18 protein-coding genes are annotated in these 19,444 nt (G+C 64.5%); 10 read left to right on the top strand and 8 right to left on the bottom strand.

Translation table 11 applies throughout. The features are described from left to right. Window positions 1–35: 35 nt before the first annotated feature. The 7 genes from AC5STB_RS11935 to AC5STB_RS11905 all read left to right on the top strand — a co-directional run bounded on the left by AC5STB_RS11935 (window position 36) and on the right by AC5STB_RS11905 (window position 7,573). Window positions 36–2,987: a 2-oxoglutarate dehydrogenase E1 component gene (locus tag AC5STB_RS11935; protein WP_495443051.1), complete on the top strand. Its 2,952-nt coding sequence runs from the start codon at window positions 36–38 to the stop codon at window positions 2,985–2,987. A gap of 12 nt (window positions 2,988–2,999) precedes the next feature. Beyond that, complete coding sequence (odhB, locus tag AC5STB_RS11930) at window positions 3,000–4,508, top strand: 2-oxoglutarate dehydrogenase complex dihydrolipoyllysine-residue succinyltransferase (protein WP_495443050.1); 1,509 nt, start codon at window positions 3,000–3,002, stop codon at window positions 4,506–4,508. 78 nt (window positions 4,509–4,586) lie between these two features. Next, a complete protein-coding gene (locus AC5STB_RS11925; protein WP_495443049.1) occupies window positions 4,587–4,859 on the top strand; it encodes a hypothetical protein in 273 nt (90 codons plus the stop codon). Continuing rightward, window positions 4,856–5,248 carry an MAPEG family protein gene (locus tag AC5STB_RS11920; RefSeq protein WP_495443048.1) on the top strand — a complete coding sequence of 131 codons (393 nt, stop codon included), beginning with the start codon at window positions 4,856–4,858 and terminating at the stop codon, window positions 5,246–5,248. The genes AC5STB_RS11925 and AC5STB_RS11920 overlap by 4 nt, the downstream gene beginning before the upstream one ends. A 166-nt stretch (window positions 5,249–5,414) precedes the next feature. Further along, complete coding sequence (locus AC5STB_RS11915; RefSeq protein ID WP_495443047.1) at window positions 5,415–5,684, top strand: hypothetical protein; 270 nt, start codon at window positions 5,415–5,417, stop codon at window positions 5,682–5,684. Window positions 5,685–5,754: 70 nt separating this feature from the next. Continuing rightward, window positions 5,755–7,146 carry a dihydrolipoyl dehydrogenase gene (gene lpdA / locus AC5STB_RS11910; RefSeq protein WP_495443046.1) on the top strand — a complete coding sequence of 464 codons (1,392 nt, stop codon included), beginning with the start codon at window positions 5,755–5,757 and terminating at the stop codon, window positions 7,144–7,146. 118 nt (window positions 7,147–7,264) lie between these two features. Continuing rightward, window positions 7,265–7,573 (top strand): EthD family reductase, encoded by a 309-nt coding sequence (locus AC5STB_RS11905; protein ID WP_495443045.1) that lies wholly within the window; start codon window positions 7,265–7,267, stop codon window positions 7,571–7,573. Window positions 7,574–7,648: 75 nt separating this feature from the next. On the opposite strand, the gene AC5STB_RS11900 is transcribed toward AC5STB_RS11905, so the two are convergent. The 3 genes from AC5STB_RS11900 to AC5STB_RS11890 are packed head-to-tail and all read right to left on the bottom strand — an operon-like array spanning window position 7,649 to window position 9,968. Continuing rightward, window positions 7,649–8,398, bottom strand: coding sequence for a lysophospholipid acyltransferase family protein (locus AC5STB_RS11900; RefSeq protein ID WP_495443044.1), 750 nt, complete (start codon window positions 8,396–8,398; stop codon window positions 7,649–7,651). Further along, entirely contained in the window at window positions 8,395–9,294 is a 900-nt protein-coding gene (locus AC5STB_RS11895; RefSeq protein ID WP_495443043.1) for a cell division protein FtsX, read from the bottom strand. Before AC5STB_RS11895 ends, AC5STB_RS11900 begins: the two co-directional genes overlap by 4 nt. Then, on the bottom strand, window positions 9,291–9,968 hold the full coding sequence (locus AC5STB_RS11890) for a cell division ATP-binding protein FtsE (protein ID WP_495443042.1): 678 nt from the start codon (window positions 9,966–9,968) through the stop codon (window positions 9,291–9,293). Before AC5STB_RS11890 ends, AC5STB_RS11895 begins: the two co-directional genes overlap by 4 nt. 206 nt (window positions 9,969–10,174) lie before the next feature. Here AC5STB_RS11890 and AC5STB_RS11885 point away from each other — a divergent pair, with 206 nt between their 5' ends. Beyond that, window positions 10,175–11,164: a zinc-ribbon domain-containing protein gene (locus AC5STB_RS11885; RefSeq protein ID WP_495443041.1), complete on the top strand. Its 990-nt coding sequence runs from the start codon at window positions 10,175–10,177 to the stop codon at window positions 11,162–11,164. A 61-nt stretch (window positions 11,165–11,225) separates the two neighbouring features. Here AC5STB_RS11885 and AC5STB_RS11880 read toward each other — a convergent pair whose 3' ends face one another. The 4 genes from AC5STB_RS11880 to argH form a co-directional block, all read right to left on the bottom strand. Further along, a complete protein-coding gene (locus tag AC5STB_RS11880; RefSeq protein ID WP_495443040.1) occupies window positions 11,226–13,856 on the bottom strand; it encodes a TIGR02302 family protein in 2,631 nt (876 codons plus the stop codon). A gap of 48 nt (window positions 13,857–13,904) precedes the next feature. After that, on the bottom strand, window positions 13,905–15,170 hold the full coding sequence (lysA, locus tag AC5STB_RS11875) for a diaminopimelate decarboxylase (protein ID WP_495443039.1): 1,266 nt from the start codon (window positions 15,168–15,170) through the stop codon (window positions 13,905–13,907). A gap of 832 nt (window positions 15,171–16,002) precedes the next feature. Continuing rightward, window positions 16,003–16,179, bottom strand: coding sequence for a hypothetical protein (locus AC5STB_RS11870; protein WP_495443038.1), 177 nt, complete (start codon window positions 16,177–16,179; stop codon window positions 16,003–16,005). Window positions 16,180–16,214: 35 nt separating this feature from the next. Next, window positions 16,215–17,609, bottom strand: a complete 1,395-nt coding sequence (argH, locus tag AC5STB_RS11865) for an argininosuccinate lyase (protein WP_495443037.1) — start codon at window positions 17,607–17,609, stop codon at window positions 16,215–16,217. A 22-nt stretch (window positions 17,610–17,631) separates the two neighbouring features. Between argH and AC5STB_RS11860 the strand changes: the two genes are divergently transcribed. Then, window positions 17,632–18,204 carry a TlpA disulfide reductase family protein gene (locus tag AC5STB_RS11860; RefSeq protein ID WP_495443036.1) on the top strand — a complete coding sequence of 191 codons (573 nt, stop codon included), beginning with the start codon at window positions 17,632–17,634 and terminating at the stop codon, window positions 18,202–18,204. 134 nt (window positions 18,205–18,338) lie between these two features. On the opposite strand, the gene AC5STB_RS11855 is transcribed toward AC5STB_RS11860, so the two are convergent. After that, window positions 18,339–18,890 carry a hypothetical protein gene (locus AC5STB_RS11855; protein ID WP_495443035.1) on the bottom strand — a complete coding sequence of 184 codons (552 nt, stop codon included), beginning with the start codon at window positions 18,888–18,890 and terminating at the stop codon, window positions 18,339–18,341. 155 nt (window positions 18,891–19,045) lie between these two features. On the opposite strand from AC5STB_RS11855, the gene AC5STB_RS11850 reads away from it, so the two are divergent. After that, window positions 19,046–19,387, top strand: coding sequence for a hypothetical protein (locus AC5STB_RS11850; protein WP_495443034.1), 342 nt, complete (start codon window positions 19,046–19,048; stop codon window positions 19,385–19,387). Window positions 19,388–19,444: the final 57 nt, after the last annotated feature.

The raw sequence follows: 19,444 nt of genomic DNA, 5'->3' as shown, positions 1-19,444 counted from the left end.
CCACAAACCGCATACCGACTCTTCGGGAGCTTAAGATGACCGACCAATCGCCCAACGACCTCTTCCACGCCTCGTCCTTCATGCAGGGGCACAATGCGGAGTATCTGGAGCAGCTTTATGCCCGTTACGCCAATGACCCCAATGCGGTGGATGCCGCCTGGGCCGAGTTCTTCCGCCAGATGGGCGACGCCGAACTGGACGTGAAGGCAGAGGCCAAGGGCCCCTCCTGGGCGCGCGGCGACTGGCCGCCGGCCCCCAATGACGATCTGACCGGCGCGCTGACCGGCGAATGGCCGGCCCCGGCAGAGGCCAAGGGCGCGGGCAAGAAGATCAAGGATAAGGCCGCCGCCAAGGGCGTGGAGGTCACAGACGATCAGGTGCAGCGCGCGGTGCTGGATTCAATCCGCGCCCTGATGCTGATCCGTGCCTACCGGATCCGCGGCCACCTGGCGGCGGAACTCGATCCGCTGGGCATGCGCGCGGCCACCCCGCATCCGGAGCTGGACCCCAAGACCTACGGCTTCACCGACGGCGACATGGACCGCCCGATCTTCATCGACAACGTGCTGGGTCTGCAGGTCGCGACCATGCGCCAGATCGTCGACATCGTGAAACGCACCTATTGCGGCACCTTTGCGCTGCAGTACATGCATATTTCCAACCCCGAGCAATCCGCCTGGCTGAAGGAGCGGATCGAGGGCTACAACAAGGAAATCCGTTTCACCCGCGAGGGCCGCAAGGCGATCCTCAACAAGATGGTCGAGGCCGAGGGCTTCGAGAAATTCCTGCACGTCAAATACACCGGCACCAAACGGTTCGGCCTGGATGGCGGCGAAAGCCTGATCCCGGCGATGGAGCAGATCATCAAGCGCGGCGGCGCGCTGGGGGTGCAGGATATCGTGATCGGCATGCCGCACCGCGGCCGCCTCAACATCCTTGCCAATGTGATGCAAAAGCCCTACCGGGCGATCTTCAACGAGTTTCAGGGCGGCAGCTTCAAGCCTGAGGACGTGGATGGCTCCGGCGACGTGAAATACCACCTCGGCGCGTCCTCTGACCGGGAGTTTGACGGCAACACCGTTCACCTCAGCCTGACCGCCAACCCGTCCCACCTGGAGGCGGTGAACCCGGTGGTTCTCGGCAAGGTCCGCGCCAAGCAGGACCAGCTGGGCGACCGCGAACGCAGCCAGGTGCTGCCGATCCTGCTGCACGGCGACGCGGCCTTTGCCGGCCAGGGCGTAGTAGCGGAATGCTTTGCCCTCTCCGGCCTGCGCGGCCACAAGGCCGGCGGCACCATGCATATCGTGGTGAATAACCAGATCGGCTTCACCACCGCACCGCATTTCTCGCGCTCCTCCCCCTACCCCACGGACAACGCGCTGGTGGTTGAGGCGCCGATTTTCCATGTGAACGGCGACGACCCGGAGGCGGTGGTGCATGCCGCCAAGGTCGCCACCGAGTTCCGCCAGAAATTCCACAAGGACGTGGTCATCGACATCTTCTGCTACCGCCGCTTCGGTCACAACGAAGGCGACGAGCCGATGTTCACCAACCCCCTGATGTACAAGAAGATCAAGGGCCACAAAACCACGCTCACCCTCTACACCGACCGGCTGGTCAAGGACGGGCTGATCCCCGAGGGCGAGATTGAGGACATGAAGGCCGCCTTCCAGGCGCATCTGAACGAAGAGTTCGAGACCGGCAAGGACTACAAGCCGAACAAGGCCGACTGGCTGGACGGCCGCTGGTCCCACCTCAACAAGAAAGACGCCGACTACCAGCGCGGCAGCACCGCCATCGCGCCGGAAACCATGGCCGAAATCGGCACCGCCCTCAGCCGGGTGCCGGACGGCTTCCCGCTGCACCGCACGGTGGGCCGCTTCCTGGACGCCCGCGGCAAGATGTTCGAAGCCGGCGAAGGCTTCGATTGGGCCACCGGTGAGGCGCTGGCCTTCGGCTCGCTGATGCTGGAAGGCTACCCGGTGCGCCTGTCAGGCCAGGATGCCACCCGCGGCACCTTCTCGCAGCGCCATTCCGGCATCGTCAACCAAGAGACCGAGGAGCGCTACTACCCGCTCAACAACATCCGCGCGGGCCAGTCCCAGTACGATGTGATTGACTCGGCCCTGTCTGAATACGCAGTGCTCGGCTTTGAATACGGCTACTCGCTGGCCGAACCCAACGCACTGACCCTGTGGGAGGCCCAGTTCGGCGACTTCGCCAACGGCGCCCAGATCATGTTCGACCAGTTCATCTCTTCCGGCGAAAGCAAATGGCTCAGGATGTCGGGCCTCGTCTGCCTGCTGCCGCACGGGTTTGAGGGCCAGGGGCCGGAGCACTCCTCCGCCCGCCTGGAGCGTTTCCTGCAGATGTGCGGTCAGGACAACTGGATCGTCGCCAACTGCACCACACCGGCGAACTATTTCCACATCCTGCGCCGCCAGCTGCACCGCACCTTCCGTAAGCCGCTGATCATGATGACCCCGAAATCGCTGCTGCGCCACAAAATGGCGGTCTCAAAGGCCGAGGAATTCACCACCGGCTCCAGCTTCCACCGGGTGCTGTGGGATGATGCCCAGCACGGCAATTCCGACACCCAACTGGTGCCGGACGACAAGATCAAGCGCGTGGTGATGTGCTCGGGCAAGGTCTACTACGACCTGCTGGAGGAACGCGACGCCCGCGGCATCGACGACGTCTATCTGATGCGGGTGGAGCAGTTTTACCCGTTCCCCGCCATCTCGATGGTCAAGGAACTGGAGCGCTTCAAGCAGGCGGAAATGGTCTGGTGCCAGGAAGAACCCAAGAACCAGGGTGCCTGGACCTTCATCGAGCCCAACATCGAATGGGTGCTGAGCCGCATCGGCGCCAAGCACACCCGGCCTGTCTATGCGGGCCGCGCCACTTCGGCCTCGCCGGCAACCGGCCTGGCCAGCGAACACAAAGCCCAACAAGCAGCCCTCGTGAACGAAGCGCTGAGCATCTGAGGATAAAGAGACATGACAACCGAAGTCCGCGTACCCACCCTGGGCGAATCCGTGACCGAGGCCACCGTGGCCACCTGGTTCAAGAAACCCGGCGACGCCGTCAGTGCCGATGAAATGCTCTGCGAGCTGGAAACCGACAAGGTGACGGTCGAGGTGCCCTCGCCCGCGTCGGGCAAGCTGGCCGATATCGTTGCTGCCGAGGGCGATACCGTCGGCGTTGACGCACTGCTCGCCAACATCGCAGAAGCCGGCAGCGCCGGCCCGGAAACCGTGAAGCCCAAGGCCAACGCCCCGCAAACCGCCGAGGTCTCCGAAGGCGGCGATTCCAGCACCGACATCACCGTGCCTGCCCTGGGCGAATCCGTTTCCGAGGCCACCGTCTCCACCTGGTTCAAGAAGGTCGGCGACAGCGTTGCGCAGGACGAAATGCTGTGCGAGCTGGAAACCGACAAGGTTTCTGTCGAGGTGCCCGCCCCGGCCGCCGGCGTGCTGGCTGAGATCACCGCAGAGGAAGGCGAAACCGTGGCTGCGTCCGCCAAGCTCGGCGTGATTTCCGGCTCCGCTTCCCGCGCCGCCGCTGCACCGGCGGCCAAAGAAGCTCCAGCAGCAGCCGCAGCCCCGGCCAAGGACGTGGCCAACGCGCCGTCCGCTGAAAAAGCAATGGCAGAGGCCGGCATCGACGGAGCGCAGGTCACCGGCACCGGCCGCGACGGCCGCATCATGAAGGAAGACGTCGCCGCTGCCGTCGCCGCCGCCAAATCCGCGCCCGCCGCGGCCCCGGCACCCGCCCAGGTGCGCGGCCCGGTCACCGCCGATGACGCCGCCCGCGAAGAACGGGTGAAGATGACCCGCCTGCGCCAGACCATCGCCAAGCGCCTGAAAGACAGTCAGAACACCGCCGCCATGCTCACCACCTATAACGAGGTGGATATGACCGAGGTGATGGCCCTGCGCAATGAGTACAAGGATCTGTTCCTGAAGAAACACGGTGTGAAACTGGGCTTCATGTCCTTCTTCACCAAGGCCTGCTGCCACGCGCTGAAGGAAGTGCCGGAAGTCAACGCTGAGATCGACGGCACCGACATCGTCTACAAGAACTTTGTCCATATGGGCATCGCCGCAGGCACACCCACGGGCCTGGTTGTGCCGGTGATCCGCGATGCGGACTCCATGTCCTTTGCCGCAATCGAAAAAGCCATCGCCGAAAAAGGCGCCCGCGCCCGCGACGGCAAGCTGTCGATGGCCGAGATGCAGGGCGGCACCTTCACCATCTCCAACGGCGGCGTCTACGGCTCGCTGATGTCCTCGCCGATCCTGAACCCGCCGCAGTCCGGCATCCTTGGCATGCACAAAATCCAGGACCGCCCGATGGCGATCAACGGCCAGGTGGTGATCCGCCCGATGATGTATCTGGCGCTGAGCTATGACCACCGCATCGTCGACGGCAAAGGCGCCGTGACCTTCCTGGTCCGCGTCAAGGAAGCCCTCGAGGATCCGCGGCGTTTGCTGATGGATCTGTAAGGTCGGCACACATCGCCCCGGGCCCGAAACCGGCCCGGGGTTACAGAAACCACAAGTAATTTCCTGCCCGAGATTTAAATGAGCTATCAGCCTGAGCCAGATGCGGAACAGGAATTCCCAAAGCTATTCGCTTTCAAGCACCGGCTTGTCTCATTCAGGAAACAGCACCCGACTGCATTCTGGTTCCGTGCCTGGTTAATAGCCTCGGTCATAGTACTGCCGGGATTACTGATGTCCGGTCTCGAAGGCTTCACGAAACCCAGTCACAAAGCTCTCCTGGCGTTTTCCATTGCGGGTTGGGTCTATCCCTTTGCCCTTTGGATCAAGCAGCGCAAAGGAAAATCCCAATGACCCTCCCGCTCTGGGGCCTTGTTTGCCTTTCGATCCTCGGCCTGATCCACGTGAGCTTCGACAGCTTCCTCTTGAAGCTCTCGGTGGGCAACGCCTGGACCGCAGGCCCGCGCGACACTGCCGTCAGCCGCGGCGCGCTGGCGGGCCGGGCGCGGCGCGCCTTCACCAATCTCCTGGAAACCGCCCCGATCTTCATCAGCCTGGCGCTGGTCGCGGAACTGGCCAGCCTGCAAGGCGCCCTGATCACCGGCGGGATATACACCTATCTCGGGGGCCGCGCCCTCTACCTGCCCGCCTACCTCAGCGGCGTGCCCTATCTGCGCACCGCAATCTGGCTCATCGCCACCAGCGGCTTGGCCGCGATGCTCGCGGGGGTGCTCCTCGCATGAGCTTTCACCTTTGCAAAAATACTCCGGGGGAGGCCCGCATGGGCCGGGGGCAGCGCCCCCACTTGGAAAGTATTGCCCCCCGCCCCCCGTTAATTGAGTGGAATCAAAGCGCTCCCCGCCCCATCCGGTGCATCCTGCTTTTAATACGGACAAAGGAGTAACACCGATGGCAACCCACGTACTTTGGCAGGCCGATGTGGCCGATTTCAACGCCTGGCTGACCGTGTTCCGGCAGGACAAGCGCAACCGTCAGGCCGCGGGCATCACCGATTTGAACGTCTGGAGCGATCCGGACCGAAGGAACCACGCCGTGGCGCTGTTTGCGATCACCGACCTGAACAAGGCCCGCGCCTTCTTCGGCTCGGAAGAACTCGCCATGCACCTTGAACGCGACGGGGTCACCAATATCTCGATCAAGATGTTGACCCCCGTCTGATCCTAAGACCACTATCCCCAGATGCGTGTTCCGCCAAACGGAACCGGGGAGAACAGAGGAAAACCGACCCATGTCCCAATATGACGTCATCGTAATCGGCGCCGGCCCCGGCGGCTATGTCTGCGCCATCCGCTGCGCCCAGCTGGGACTGAAGACAGCTGTTGTCGAGGGCCGCGAGACCCTCGGCGGCACCTGCCTCAATGTGGGCTGCATCCCGTCCAAGGCGCTCTTGCACTCAACCCACCTGCTGCATGAGGCAGAGCACAACTTTGCCCATATGGGCCTCAAGGGCAAAAGCCCCTCGGTCGACTGGGACCAGATGAAGGCCTACAAGGAAGAGGTGATCGGCCAGAACACCGGCGGCATCGAATTCCTGTTCAAGAAGAACAAGATCGACTGGATCAAGGGCTGGGCCTCGATCCCCGCGGCCGGCAAGGTGCAGGTCGGTGACGAGGTGCATGAGGCCAAGAACATCGTGATCGCCTCCGGCTCGGTGCCTGCCTCCATTCCGGGTGTCGAGATCGACGAGAAAGTCGTGGTCTCCTCCACCGGCGCGCTGGAGCTGCCGAAGATCCCGAAGAAACTGGCAGTGATCGGTGCCGGCGTGATCGGACTGGAACTGGGCTCTGTCTATGCCCGTCTCGGCTCCGAGGTGACCGTGGTGGAATACATGGACGCGGTCTGCCCCGGCATGGACAAGGATGTGCAGCGCTCCTTCAAGCGGATCCTGGAAAAGCAGGGCCTCAACATCATCCTGGGCGCCGCGGTGCAGGGGGTGGAAACCTCCAAAACCAAGGCCAAGGTCAAGTACCAGCCCAAGAAAGGCGGTGATGAGGCCACGCTGGACGCCGATGTGGTGCTGGTTGCGACGGGCCGCAAGCCCTACTCCGAGGGGCTGGGGCTGGATGCGCTCGGCATCAAGATGACAGAGCGCGGCCAGATCGCCACTGACAACCACTGGGCCACCAATATCAAGGGCATCTATGCCATCGGCGACGTGATCGAAGGCCCGATGCTGGCGCACAAGGCCGAAGATGAAGGCATGGCGGTGGCCGAGGTGATCGCGGGCAAACACGGCCATGTGAACTACGGCGTCATTCCGGGCGTCGTATACACCACGCCTGAAGTCGCCACGGTCGGTGCGACCGAAGACGCGCTGAAAGCAGAGGGCAAGAAGGTCAAGGTGGGCAAGTTCATGTTCATGGGCAATGCGCGCGCCAAGGCCGTGGGCCAGGCCGAGGGCGGCTTTGTCAAGATCATCACCGACGCTGAAACCGACCGCATCCTGGGGGCCGCAATCATCGGTCCGGCGGCCGGCGACATGATCCACGAGCTGTGCGTGGCGATGGAATTCGGCGCCTCGGCGGAGGACGTGGCGCTGACCTGCCACGCGCACCCGACCTACTCCGAAGCCGTGCGCGAGGCCGCTCTGGCCTGCGGCGACGGGCCGATCCACAGCTGAGCCGCGCCGAACGGCAGTCAGTTCAGGGCAGCCCGTTGCGGCTGCCCTTTTTCTATTTGGCGCGGAAGGAAATCCGCATATGACTGGGGCAGCTTTTCAACCCGCAGGAGACACAACCATGGCCGCTTCATTGCAAGTCATCTACCCGGCTGCCGAAGGCAAGGCCTTCGACCACGCCTATTACGCAGACACCCATATGAAAATCGTGGACCAGCACATGGGTCCGCATGTGCAATCGATTGTGGTGACCAAGGGGCTGGCAGGCGGGCCGCATGTCCCGGCGCCGTTCTTTGCCATCGCCACGCTGGTCTTTGCCGATCAGGCTGCGATGGATGCAGCGATGCAGGCCGCGGGGCCTGCGCTGGATGACATCCCGAACTTCACCGATGTGCAGCCGCAGATCCTTATCGGCGAAGTGATCCGCTGATGCTCCCGCCCGGCGCCAGCCGGGCAGAATTCTTCGCAGGGAGTTTCCTCGCCTCCCCGCCGCAGCGGCGGCAAATCAGGCTTGAACCGTTGCCTGCTCAGGGTCGAACCCGGCTTCCCGCATCAGGTCGTCGGAACGGCTCTCCACCCGCGCTTCCAGCTGCGCCATGAATTCCTCGCGGGTGATCCCCGGCTGCATCGGCTCAAGGAACTCCACCACCGCCAGCCCCGGCTTGCGGTAGATGCCGGTGCGGGGCCAGAACACGCCGACATTGGTGGCGGCAGGAATGCAGGGCTGCTTCAGCCCGTCATACAGAACCGCGGTGCCGACCTTGTAGGGTTTCCTGGCCCCCGGCGCCACACGGGTGCCTTGCGAATAGATGATCAGCTGGCCGGGCTCTTTGCTCTCTTTCGCAACGTCCTTCACCATCTTGGCAATCGCCGCGCCGCGCTTGCCGCGGTTCACCGGCACGCAGCCCAGCCGCTTGGCATAAACGCCGATCACCGGCGTCCACATCAACTCGCGCTTCATGATAAACCGCGCCGAAGGCACCGCGTTGAAGATGATCAGGATATCCAGAAAGCTCTGGTGCTTGGCGGCGACGATCACTTCGCCAGAAGGCACCTGTCCACGCACCTCGGCGCGGATGCCGACCATCCAGCGGGCGGTCCACAGCGCCCAGCGGGCAAAGCTTTTGCAGGCGGTCCGGGCCCCCTTGGGAGAGGCCATCGCCCAAGGGGCAAAGACGATCCCCAGCACCAGCATCGCCAGATACATCTGCACGATGAACACCAAGGAACGCAGCCATTGGATGGGATTTTTCACGAAAGGACCCCCAGACGTTTGGTGGCCGCACGGGTGGTGGCGGCAAAGGCCACCAGCGCGCCCAGCGGCGGTATCAGAAGCGGCACCAGCCAGCCCCAGCCCTGAAAGCCCAGCCCGGTGAGGAAACCGCCCTCATCGGAGGCTTCCGGCATCAGCCAGACCCCGATCATGCCCAGCACGACGCCTGCAGCGGCTCCGGTCAGCGCCCGCAGGGTAAAGCGGCGAATGAAGGCCTGGGCGATATAGCTGTCCAGCGCCCCGACCAGCCGCAGCACCTCAATCACCTGGGCGTTGGCCGCCAGGGCCGCATTGGCGGCCAGGGTGATCATGGCGGCAGTGGCGCCGCCGATCAGCAGAATGGACACCCAGGCCAGGCGGCGCAGGGCACGGGCCGCATCCACCAGCGGCGCCCGCCAGCGGGTGTGGTCATCCAGCACCGCGCCCGGCACCTCCGCCTGCAGCCGCAGCCGCAGGCCCTGGGCGTCATAGCCCGCATCATTGCCTGTCACCTCAATCAGCTGCGGCAGCGGCAGATCGCCCACCGGCACGCCGGCACCGAACCAGGGCGCCAGCAGCGCCGCCTGTTCCTCGCCCGTCAGCGCCCGCGCGGTGGCGACGCCGGGCGTCTGGCGCAGAATTTCCAGCGCCGCCTCTGTCTGGGCCGCACGCTGCTCTGCCGGGGCGTTGATGCGCAGGGTGGCAGCGCGCGCCAGCTCCTCGGCCCATTGGTCGGCCAGCCGCCCGGACGCCATCGACAACGCCAGCGCAAAAACCGCCAGAAACGCCATGGCACCAGAGACAAACAGGGTCAGCTGGGCGGTGAAGCCGCTGGGCGGGACCACCCGGTCGGCCTGCGTGTCACCCAGGATCAGCTTGCGCAGCCTGCCTTCGCTCATAGGTCCGCCCCCGCCAGTTGCAGCTGCCGGTTGGAAATCCGCAGCACCCGTGCCTGCACCTGTTTCTTGGCGGCGCGGATCAGCGAAAGGTCATGAGTGGCAACCAGGATGGTCTTGCCCATCCGGTTCAGCTCCACCAGCAGCTGCAATAGACGCTGCGACATTTCCCAATCAACGTTGCCGGTGGGTTCATCAGCGATGATCACGTCCGGCGACAGGATCACCGAGCGCGCCAGCGCGGCCCGCTGGCGCTCGCCGCCCGACAGCTCCGGCGGCAGTGCATGGGCGCGCTCGCTGAGGCCAACCCAGTTCAGCAGCTCCTGAAGATTGGCCTCCTCATGGCTCAGCTCGCGCCCCGACACCAACAGCGGCAGCGCGATATTCTCAATCACCGGCAGGTGATCCAGGAACCGGCAGTCCTGGTGCACAACGCCAACCCGGCGGCGCAGATAGGCCATCTGATCGCGGTCCAGCCCATGCACATCCATGTTAAAAGCGCGCACTCGGCCCGCGGTTGGGTTCAAGGCGCCGTAACACAGTTTTAGAAGCGTGGTCTTGCCCGCCCCGGACGGGCCGGTCAGGAAATGGAAGGAGCCCGGCGCCAGCTGCACCGACACCGCATTCAGCAGCTCGCCGCCGCCGTAATTGTAGCCCACATTTTCCAGCTCGATCACTGCTGCCCCCTGAACGCGCGCATTTATGGCGCCCGGCTGTTTTGCCCGAAGGGGCCGGCAGTTTCAATGGGGGCTCTGTTGCCGGGAAACCCGGTGCCCGGGCACCGCCGCAAATGGCACTTTCACCGGCTGCGGCGGATGCCTATAGTTGCCTTAAAAACAACCTGCCGCCAGCAAGGCGGCGGAATGGTGCCGAGGAGAGCATGATGCGCCTGACCTGCCCGAATTGCGCGGCCCAGTACGAAGTGCCGGAGGATGTGATCCCTGCCGAAGGGCGGGACGTGCAATGCTCCAATTGCGGCCAGACATGGTTTCAGCAGGCCGCCGGCGAAGCAGAGGATGCGGCAGCGCTGGAGGCGCCCGCTGGCACCGCTCTCGAGGACAGCGCCCCCCCGGCACCAGAAGAGGCGCGCGAACGGCCGCCGGAGGCGGAAGGAAGCGCGGCTGAACCGGAGCCGGAGCCGGAGCCCGAAATCGGCACGCCGGAGAGGGTTTTGCAAGAGGCAGCACCCGCTCAGCAGGAAGCCGAGGACCCCGCCCCGCAGAACGAGGCGGAAGACGCCAGCGTGGCTCTGGACAACGCCGAAGAGAATACCCGCGCGCCGTCCGGCAGCGATGCTGATGAGGGTGGCACGGCCCCTGCCCCTGCGGCAGTCCCGCAGCGGGCGCGGGCGATGGATCCGGCGATGGCCGATATCTTGCGCGAGGAAGCCGCGCGGGAGGTTTCGCTGCGGGCCGCAGAGAGCCAAAGCCTGGAAACCCAGCCTGACCTGGGGCTGGATACCGCCGCCGCTGAGGACGAGGCTGCCCAGCGCAACCGGCAGGCCCGGGACCGGATGGCTCGGATCCGCGGCGAAGACCCGCACCAGATCGCCGCCGCCGAAAGCGGCTCGCGCAAGGAACTGCTGCCTGACATCGAAGAAATCAATTCTACCCTGCGCTCAGGCACCGCTGCCGCCCCTGCCCCGCAGGCGCCCACCTATGCCTCGAAGGTACCGCGCAAAAGCAATTTCGCCCGCGGGTTTACCCTGTCGCTGATCGCGGCCCTGCTGCTGGTCGTTGTCTATGACAACGCGGGGCTGATTGCCGAAAATCTGCCGTCAGCGGATCCTGCACTCCAAAGCTATGTCGTCTGGGTTGATCAGGCGCGGCTTTGGCTGGACGGGCAGGTGAAATCCCTGATCAGCGTGCAGTAGCACCCGCTGTTCCGCGGCCGACGGTGAACATCCAGCTGCTAGGGCGGGCCGCCGCCGGGCTTCAGAACCGGTCCAGCAGCCGCTGCAGGTAACTGCGCTCCCGCTCGCTGCGTTCGCGCTCTCCGGCGCGGCGGCGGATATCCTCCAGAAGGTCCCAGGCGCGGCGGTAAGCATTGCCTTCGCCCACCTTGCCGCCGTCATCCACGGTGCCATTGCCGCGGCCCAGCGGGTCCAGACGTTCGCCCTGTGCGGTGGCCGAAGGCTGTCCCTGGCCGTTGCGCTGCCCATCGTCACGCTGCGCCAGCGCTTCGCCCAGACTGCGCATGCCCTCGCGCAGCGCCTCCATCGCGTCGGACTGCCGGTCGATGGCTTCGGCGTTGTCGCCGCCGCGCAGTGCGTCCTCAGCCCCTTCCATGGCGCGGCCTGCGCGGTCCAGCGCCTCGCGCGCGCCATCCCCGGCTTCGCCGCCCAGATAGGGCAGCCCGTCGCGCTGCTGCTGCAGCTGCTGGCGCAGGGCCTGCTGGCGGTCAGCCAGTGAACCGCCCTGCCCCGGTTGTTCGCGGCCGTTGCCGCCCTGGCCATCCGGATTGCGGCTGTCCGCCCCGTCGCCGCCCTGGCCATCCTGGCCGCTGTCGCCGCCCTGGCCGCCCTGGTGGCTCTGGCCGCGGCCCAGCCCGCCGTCGCGGCCTTCATTGCCCTGGCTCTCACCGCTGCGGGCACCGGGGTTGAACTGTTCCTGCAGATCACGGAAAGCCTGATCCGAAAGCCCCTGCTGCTCGCGCAAGGTTTCCGCCAGCCCCTCCATCGCCTCGCGGCCCTCATTGCCCTGGCCCTGCCCCTGCTGCGAGCGGGTCATCCGCATGTTTTCCATCATTTCCTGGAACTCGCGCAGGGCCTGTTCGGCCTCGGCCATGCGGCCCTGCTCCATCAGCTCCTGAATGCGGTCCATCATGGCCTGCAGATCATCCTGGCTGAGGGTCATCATATCCTCAGGCATTTCGCCCGGATCCATCATCTCGCCATTGGCTTCTGCCTGCCGGCTCAGCTGGCGCAGGTAGTCCTGGGTCGCCTCGCGCAGCTCCTGCATCAGGCGGGCGATCTCCTGCTCGCTGGCACCGTCGCGCATCGCCTGGCTCAGCCGCTCCTGTGCCCGCTGCATCCGCTCCAGCGCGTCGCCCACGTCGCCTTCTTCCAGCTGGATCGCCAGATCCCATAGCGCGGCGGCGATCTCCTCCTGCTGCGGTTCGGGGATAGATCCCGCAACAGTGTAGCTTTCCAGCCGACGCAAAATGGTGCGCAGCCGCAGATAATCACCATAATCGCGGAACAGCCCTTCGGGCCGATGCGTCAGGGTGCGGATCACCTGCGCCACCCGCACCGAATTGGCGCGCGCCCACAACAGGTCGCGGCGCTGTTCGATCACTGCTGCTGCCAGCGGATCGAAGAACCGGCGGGTCAAGAGTTCGGCGCCAAATCCGGCGGCTGCTGACGACTGGCCTGCCTCATCCACCGCAGAAAAGGTGAAGACCACCGGCAGGTTGGCCCAGGGATGCTGGGAAAAATCCTCGATCAGCTTTTCGGTGAAGTCCTTGCGCGAGCCGGACAAGGGCAGCGGCAGGTCCAGCACCAGCGCCGCGCGCGGATCGGGGTCGGCGGCCAGCCCGTGGCGCCGTTCAACCGCCGCAAGATCCAGCGCGACCCGCACCTGCCCGGCCGCCACGCCGTAATCGTCCTGTGCCGCAAAGGCCAGGCTGGTGTAGCCGTCGTTTTCCAGTTCGGGCTGGCCCGCTACCGCCACCTTGGGCGGGATGTCGGGGATCACCTCCACCTGCCAGCTGCGCCCGCCGTTGCCCTCAATGGCAAAGCTGCCGCTGCGGGCGACTTCAAACTCTAGTGCGGTTTGCGGTGTTTCCGTTGCGCCGCCGCCTTGCCCGGAAACAGTCTCAGCCAGCTCCAGCGCGCCCGCCTCCCCGTAAAACCGCAGGGTGACGCGGCTGCCCTCGGGCAGCTGCAGCACGCCGGCGTCCTGGTCGTTCAGATAAAGCACCGGCAGCCGGGTGTAGGCTGGCGGCTCCGCCCAGCCCTCCCACGCCGGACCGTTCAGAGCAGCACCGCTGCCTGCCCCCAGATCCCGGACCGAGGCCACCTGCCAGATCGAACCGAACAGCACCGCCACCGCCAGCAGCAGCCCGGCCATATAGCGCAGGCCATAGGGGTCGGAGGATGCAATGTTGAGATCCGGGGCTGGCGCCCTGGCCTGGGCCGCCGCCGCAGCCATCCGCCGCTGATGCGCCTGCCACAGCGCGGCTGAGGCGGCATCCTCTGCCCCGATGGCCTGGGTGTCGAGCAATGCGGTGACCGGCCGGCCCGGCAAAGTTTGGTCGAGGCGTTCAAGCGCCAGAGCCCGGCCCGGCCAGCGGAACCGCCACACGCCCCGGCCCAGCGCCGCCGCGGCGGCAATCAGCACCGCCATCGCACCGGTCCAGACCAACCGCTCCGGCAGCATCTGGTGCAGCCCCAGCATCAAGGCCGCCAGCGCCGCCATCAGCACCGAGGCCAGCGGCCAGAAACTGCGCAGGGCGCGTTCCGCCACCAGTCCGGCCTGCGTCACGCGCAGCGGCCAGCACAGCTGTTTCAGGACCGGATCGGCCTGCCGGCCGGCCCGGCGGTCAGTTCGGCGAACAAAGGGCATTCGGGCCTCATCCTCAGATGGCCCGCGCCGGATCGCGTCCGGATCGCTTCAGAGCCACTCCGGGATGGTATCGCGGTTTATCATCTCTTCATAGTCCGGCCGCCGGCGAATAACCGCGAATTGATCCCCATGCACAAGCACTTCGGGGATCAGCGGGCGGGAATTGTACTCGCTCGCCATCACCGCGCCATAGGCCCCGGCGCTGCGGAAGGAGACCAGATCACCCGCAGCCAGCGGCGGCAGATCGCGCTGCTTGGCAAAGGTATCGCCTGTTTCGCACACCGGGCCGACGATGTCATAGGGCTGGCTTTCCACACCCGCTGCGGCTTCCTTGACCGGGATGATGTCGTGATGCGCCTCATACATCGCCGGGCGGATCAGGTCGTTCATCGCCGCATCGAGGATCAGGAAATCACGCCCCTCGCCCGATTTCACATAGATCACTTTCGACACCAGCTGGCCTGCGTTGCCCGCAATCAGCCGGCCTGGTTCGATTTCGATCTCGCAGCCCAAGTGGCCGAGGATCTCCTTGACCATCTGGCCGTATTCCACTGGCAAGGGCGGCGCGGAATTGGAGCGCACATATGGAATGCCGAGTCCGCCGCCCAGGTCGAGACGGCGGATGTTGTGGCCGTCGGCGCGCAAGGTTTCGGTCAGCTCCGCCACCTTTTGGTAAGCCAGCCGGAACGGCTCCAGATCGGTCAGCTGCGAACCGATATGGACATCGATCCCCACGACATCCAGCCCCGGCAGAGCAGCGGCGCGGGCATAAACCTCGCGGGCGCGGGCAATCGGGATGCCGAACTTGTTCTCGGATTTTCCAGTGGCGATCTTGGCGTGGGTCTTGGCGTCCACATCCGGATTGACCCGGATAGTAATCGGGGCTTTCACGCCCAGCTCCTCCGCCACAACGCTCATCACGTCCATCTCCGGTTCGGATTCCACGTTGAACTGGCGGATGCCGCCGGTCAAAGCTGTGCGGATTTCCTCTGCCGTCTTGCCGACACCGGAAAAGACGATCCGGTCCCCCGGCACCCCGGCCGCCTTGGCGCGCAAATATTCGCCCTGGCTGACCACATCCATGCCCGCGCCAGCCTGCGCCAGGGTCTTCAGGATCGCCTGGTTTGAGGCCGCCTTCATCGCAAAGCAGACCAGATGGTCGGTGCCGTCCAGCGCCTCGTCGAACAGACGGAAATGGCGCAAGAGGGTGGCTGTGGAATAGACATAGAACGGGGTCCCCACCGCCGCGGCGATCTCGGAGATGGGAACGTCTTCGGCACAGAGCGCGCCGTCACGGTAGAGAAAATGATCCATGCTTCCGCGTTTAGGGCAAAAGGGGCAGATGGATCAAATGATTCCGCCCCGTGCCGCACAGCTGAAACAAAGCAGCGCTCCCGCCCGCCTCAGACGCATCAAAGATGCGCCTGCGCCCGTTGGGCCCGGCGCCGCGCGGGCGCGCGGCGGGCTGCGTCTAACCCGAAAGCGTTCCGCTGCAGGCTGATGCCGGGATTGAGTATTTTGGGAAAGATGAAGCCGCCGAACCTGCGCTTTCATCTTTCCAGAAATACTCGCTGCGCAAACGCGGCCTCAAAGCGCACGGCTTCGGGTGTTGCACAGCCAGCGAACGCTGGCCTCACGTGATCTTAAGCTGCTGATGCCATGCTGCTTCCTGATCGCGGTCACCGCCGGGCCTGACACCCCCGGCACTCAGGAACAGGGCCCTTTGGCAGGGGCACGCACAGACGACGTTTCGCGTGCGGGAGACCTCTCCCGTCCCGCCTCCGCCCCTTGGCGGCGCCGCCACTCCTTAACCGCTGGCAGACAGCACATCAGATACGGCACGCACCAAAGCAAACAGCATCCGGAAGGGAGACCTGCCCTGTCCGGCCATTGCCCGTGCACGCTAGAACGAGCTGGACACCCCAACCCGGGCAGAACCGGAGACCGTCACCCCGGCTGCAGCGGGTTCATCTTTGCGCGGCGGATTTGCCGCCGGTGCGCCGGTTTCGCAGGCCGCGAGCCCGAGCAGGGCCAAAAGGGCAACCGCTGCTTTCATTGCAATATCCCTAAAGCAAAACCGCCCCGGCATTGATGCGGGGCGGCTTCAAAGTGGTTGCTCAGCTGCACCGCATCAAGGGCGCGGGGGCTAGAAGCCCAGAAAGACGCTGAGCGGCCCCTTGTGCAGGCCCACTGCGCCGCCGACGTGGACGCCGCCGCTGCCGACGCCGACCCCTGCATTCAGGGTCGGCTGCACCGGTTCGCCGTCCGCCCCGCAGGCCGACAGCACCGCCATCCCCAGCAAAGCAAAGATCATGTTGCGCATTGTCTGCCTCCTTGCCGCGGCTTGCCCTTGCGGGCTCAGCCTGCCAGCACCTCTGTCCAGCGGGCAATCTGCGCGCGCACCTGGGCGGGCGCGGTGCCGCCGTATGACATCCGCGAGTTTACCGAGTTTTCGACACCAAGCACAGAGAAGATGTCCTCTGTGATGCCTTCGTGAACGCCTTGCATGTCCGCCAGCGACAGGTCCGGCAGATCGCAGCCGCGCTTTTCGGCCATGGCAACAAGGGTGCCGGTCACGTGGTGGGCATCGCGGAACGGAACCTTCAGCACCCGCACCAGCCAGTCCGCCAGGTCGGTGGCGGTAGAGAAGCCGGAGCCAGCCGCGGCAGCCAGGCTTTCGCGGTTGCCGGTCATGTCTTTCACCATGCCTTCCATCGCCGCCAGCGCCAGCATCCAGTTATCGGCGGCGTCAAAGACCTGTTCCTTGTCTTCCTGCATGTCCTTGGAATAGGTCAGCGGCAGCCCCTTCATCACCATCATCAGCGCGGTGTTGGCGCCATAAATCCGGCCCACCTTGGCGCGGATCAGCTCAGCCGCATCCGGGTTCTTCTTCTGCGGCATAATCGACGAGCCGGTCGAGAACCGGTCGCTGAGCGTTACGAAGCGGAACTGCGCGGAGGACCAGATTACCAACTCCTCGGCAAAGCGGCTGAGATGCACGGCGCTGATCGACGCGGTGCTCAGGAATTCCAGCGCGAAGTCACGGTCGGACACCGCATCCAGCGAGTTTGCCGCCGGGCGGTCGAAGCCCAGCGCCTTCGCTGTCATCTCCCGGTCGATCGGGAAGGAAGTGCCGGCCAGCGCCGCCGCACCCAAGGGCGATTCGTTCATCCGCGCGCGGGCGTCGCGCACGCGGCTGAGGTCGCGGCCGAACATCTCGACATAGGCCATCATGTGGTGGCCCCAGGTCACCGGCTGCGCGGTCTGCAGGTGGGTGAAGCCCGGCATCACCCAATCGGCGCCGGCATCAGCCTGCGACAGAAGCGCGCGGATCAGCGCCAAGAGGCCGCTTTCTGCTGCGTCCAGCTGGTCGCGCACCCAGAGTTTGAAATCGGTCGCGACCTGGTCATTGCGGCTCCGGCCCGTGTGCAGACGGCCTGCAGGCTCGCCGATGATTTCTTTCAGGCGGGCCTCCACGTTCATGTGGATGTCTTCCAGTGCGGTGGAAAATTGGAAGGTTCCGCCCTCAATCTCTGACAAAACGGTGAGCAGCCCTTCCCGAATGGCCTCCGCATCATTATCCGTAATGACACCTGTGGCGGCGAGCATCGCCGCATGGGCCCTGGAGCCGGCAATGTCCTGCGCTGCCATCCGCTTGTCGAACCCGATCGAGGCATTGATTGCCTCCATGATCGCGTCCGGGCCAGCGGCAAAGCGGCCGCCCCACATCTGGTTCGAGGATTGATCTGTCATGGTGTGGAACCCCGGAGATAATATGCGTCTGTTTCGTCAGCTTTCCCTTTATATGGCCCTGACCTTGGGTGCAAATGCCGCCTTTGCGGCGGACCCCGCGCAGCTGGAAGGCTTGCGCGACGGCTCGATGAAGAAGCTGGTCGTGCATGCCGAGCCGCGCGACGTGTCCAACGCCGCCTTTGATCTGGCCGACAGCGCGGGCACTGCATCCCTGGGGGATTACCAGGGCAAGATTGTGCTCTTGAACTTCTGGGCCACCTGGTGCGCCCCCTGCCGCAAGGAAATGCCGCAGCTGGAAGAGCTGCAGCAGGAGTTCGGCGGCGAGGATTTCCAGGTGCTGACCATCGCCACCGGGCGCAACTCCCCCGCCGGCATCCAGAAGTTCTTTGACGAGAACGGCATCAACAGCCTGCCCCGCCACCAGGACCCGAAACAGGCGCTGGCCCGCGAGATGGCGGTGATCGGGCTGCCGATCACGGTGCTGCTGGACCGCGACGGTAAGGAGGTCGCGCGGCTTCTGGGCGATGCGGAGTGGAACTCTGACAGCGCCAAGGCGATCGTGAAGGCGATGATCGGGGCTGAGGCTGAAGGATAATTGCTCCGGCGGTCTGCGGACCCTCAAAGACCTTAGGTTCCGCAGACGGCATATCAAAGCAAATCAACAGTCCGAAACCAAATCTTCCCTGTCCTAACTTCGACCGTGCTAGGGGTCTTTGCCGATGACGGCGTCTAGTTCGTCTCCGGAAAAGCTACAGAATGCACGTGTTGATCGCCGAATATCATTTGGGTCTTTCTCTTTTCGGACTTCTTTACAGCTTCAGTGGCTTCGCTGAACAATACTAATGCCCAACTTGATTTTGCTGTTGGAAAGCTAGTCCATTCAGCGACTTCACCGCCGAATTTGCAACTGATCTTGTCAATTGCCCACCCCTCGCTGCTTACGGGAATTGCCAATGTTGCGGGCGTCTGAAAGCGAGCCCGGAACTGTTCCCCTTTGACCGAACACGCTGCCGCAACGGGTCTATGCGGACCAGACGTCATCTCTGAAGCCCGGAACTCAATTTGTTTCGTTAGTGTTCCTCTGAGCGCGGGACGTTCAGCTTTAACAAATGGAGCTGGCGCCGGCGGCTCAGGATCTGGCACCGGCGCGCAAGCCGCTAAGGCTGCTGAGGTCACTACACAGGCAGATTTGACCGTCTGTTTGAAACTGAAATATGAAAGGCTCAACAATCCATCCTTCAACTCAGGTTTGCATTTCGCATACAAAGCATCCGTCGGCATTGAATGTCCATCTCAATTCGATTTTAGCTACTCCCGGCCCAGCAGCCATAGTTCCAACGCTGCAGCTCGTCTTGGCGTGATCCCCGCTCATTTCGCACTACCTGTAAACCGAGGGACGTCCCGAAATGGCGCCCTGGCATAGGGTGGAGAGTGCAATGAAACCTGTTGTGTTACTGATCGGAAAGCTGCCGCATGTGATCGGCAATGTGGCTGAGGAGCTGGACCATCTGCCGATCCACTGGCTGGGCGCGCATGACCAGCCAGAAGTGGTGCGCCAGCTGGAGACCGAGCCGCGTATCGAATGCGTGATCATGGGCGCGGGCCTGGATGACCAGATCCGCGGCGACCTGATTGGCATCATCGCCGCGCTGCGGCCGGATGTCTGCATCCACCTCAAGGACCGCGCGTCCGGCTCCGAAGGGCTGGTGCCCTTTGTCGAGCGGGTTGTGCAGATGCAGGTTCTGGCCCGTCCGCGCGGCGCCGCCATGGCGGGATAGCGGTTGCCGGGCTTGACCCCACGCCACCTTTGACAGGCTTCCGGCGGGCCGCCAGTC

The organism is Leisingera sp. CC-HEC093, assembly GCF_059429195.1.
The sequence above is the reverse complement of the archived record's forward strand: the minus strand, read 5'-3'. Positions and strand labels throughout refer to the sequence as shown.

Bases quoted from the DNA above. Each gene is read 5' to 3' on its own strand.
- AC5STB_RS11870 (WP_495443038.1), bottom strand. From the start codon at position 16,179: ATGCGCAACATGATCTTTGCTTTGCTGGGGATGGCGGTGCTGTCGGCC.
- AC5STB_RS11935 (WP_495443051.1), top strand. From the start codon at position 36: ATGACCGACCAATCGCCCAACGACCTCTTCCACGCCTCGTCCTTCATG.
- AC5STB_RS11850 (WP_495443034.1), top strand. From the start codon at position 19,046: ATGAAACCTGTTGTGTTACTGATCGGAAAGCTGCCGCATGTGATCGGC.
- AC5STB_RS11855 (WP_495443035.1), bottom strand. From the start codon at position 18,890: ATGCCGACGGATGCTTTGTATGCGAAATGCAAACCTGAGTTGAAGGAT.
- AC5STB_RS11895 (WP_495443043.1), bottom strand. From the start codon at position 9,294: ATGAGCGAAGGCAGGCTGCGCAAGCTGATCCTGGGTGACACGCAGGCC.
- AC5STB_RS11915 (WP_495443047.1), top strand. From the start codon at position 5,415: ATGGCAACCCACGTACTTTGGCAGGCCGATGTGGCCGATTTCAACGCC.
- AC5STB_RS11920 (WP_495443048.1), top strand. From the start codon at position 4,856: ATGACCCTCCCGCTCTGGGGCCTTGTTTGCCTTTCGATCCTCGGCCTG.
- AC5STB_RS11860 (WP_495443036.1), top strand. From the start codon at position 17,632: ATGCGTCTGTTTCGTCAGCTTTCCCTTTATATGGCCCTGACCTTGGGT.
- lpdA (WP_495443046.1), top strand. From the start codon at position 5,755: ATGTCCCAATATGACGTCATCGTAATCGGCGCCGGCCCCGGCGGCTAT.
- lysA (WP_495443039.1), bottom strand. From the start codon at position 15,170: ATGGATCATTTTCTCTACCGTGACGGCGCGCTCTGTGCCGAAGACGTT.
- AC5STB_RS11905 (WP_495443045.1), top strand. From the start codon at position 7,265: ATGGCCGCTTCATTGCAAGTCATCTACCCGGCTGCCGAAGGCAAGGCC.
- AC5STB_RS11925 (WP_495443049.1), top strand. From the start codon at position 4,587: ATGAGCTATCAGCCTGAGCCAGATGCGGAACAGGAATTCCCAAAGCTA.
- odhB (WP_495443050.1), top strand. From the start codon at position 3,000: ATGACAACCGAAGTCCGCGTACCCACCCTGGGCGAATCCGTGACCGAG.
- AC5STB_RS11880 (WP_495443040.1), bottom strand. From the start codon at position 13,856: ATGCCCTTTGTTCGCCGAACTGACCGCCGGGCCGGCCGGCAGGCCGAT.
- AC5STB_RS11885 (WP_495443041.1), top strand. From the start codon at position 10,175: ATGCGCCTGACCTGCCCGAATTGCGCGGCCCAGTACGAAGTGCCGGAG.
- argH (WP_495443037.1), bottom strand. From the start codon at position 17,609: ATGACAGATCAATCCTCGAACCAGATGTGGGGCGGCCGCTTTGCCGCT.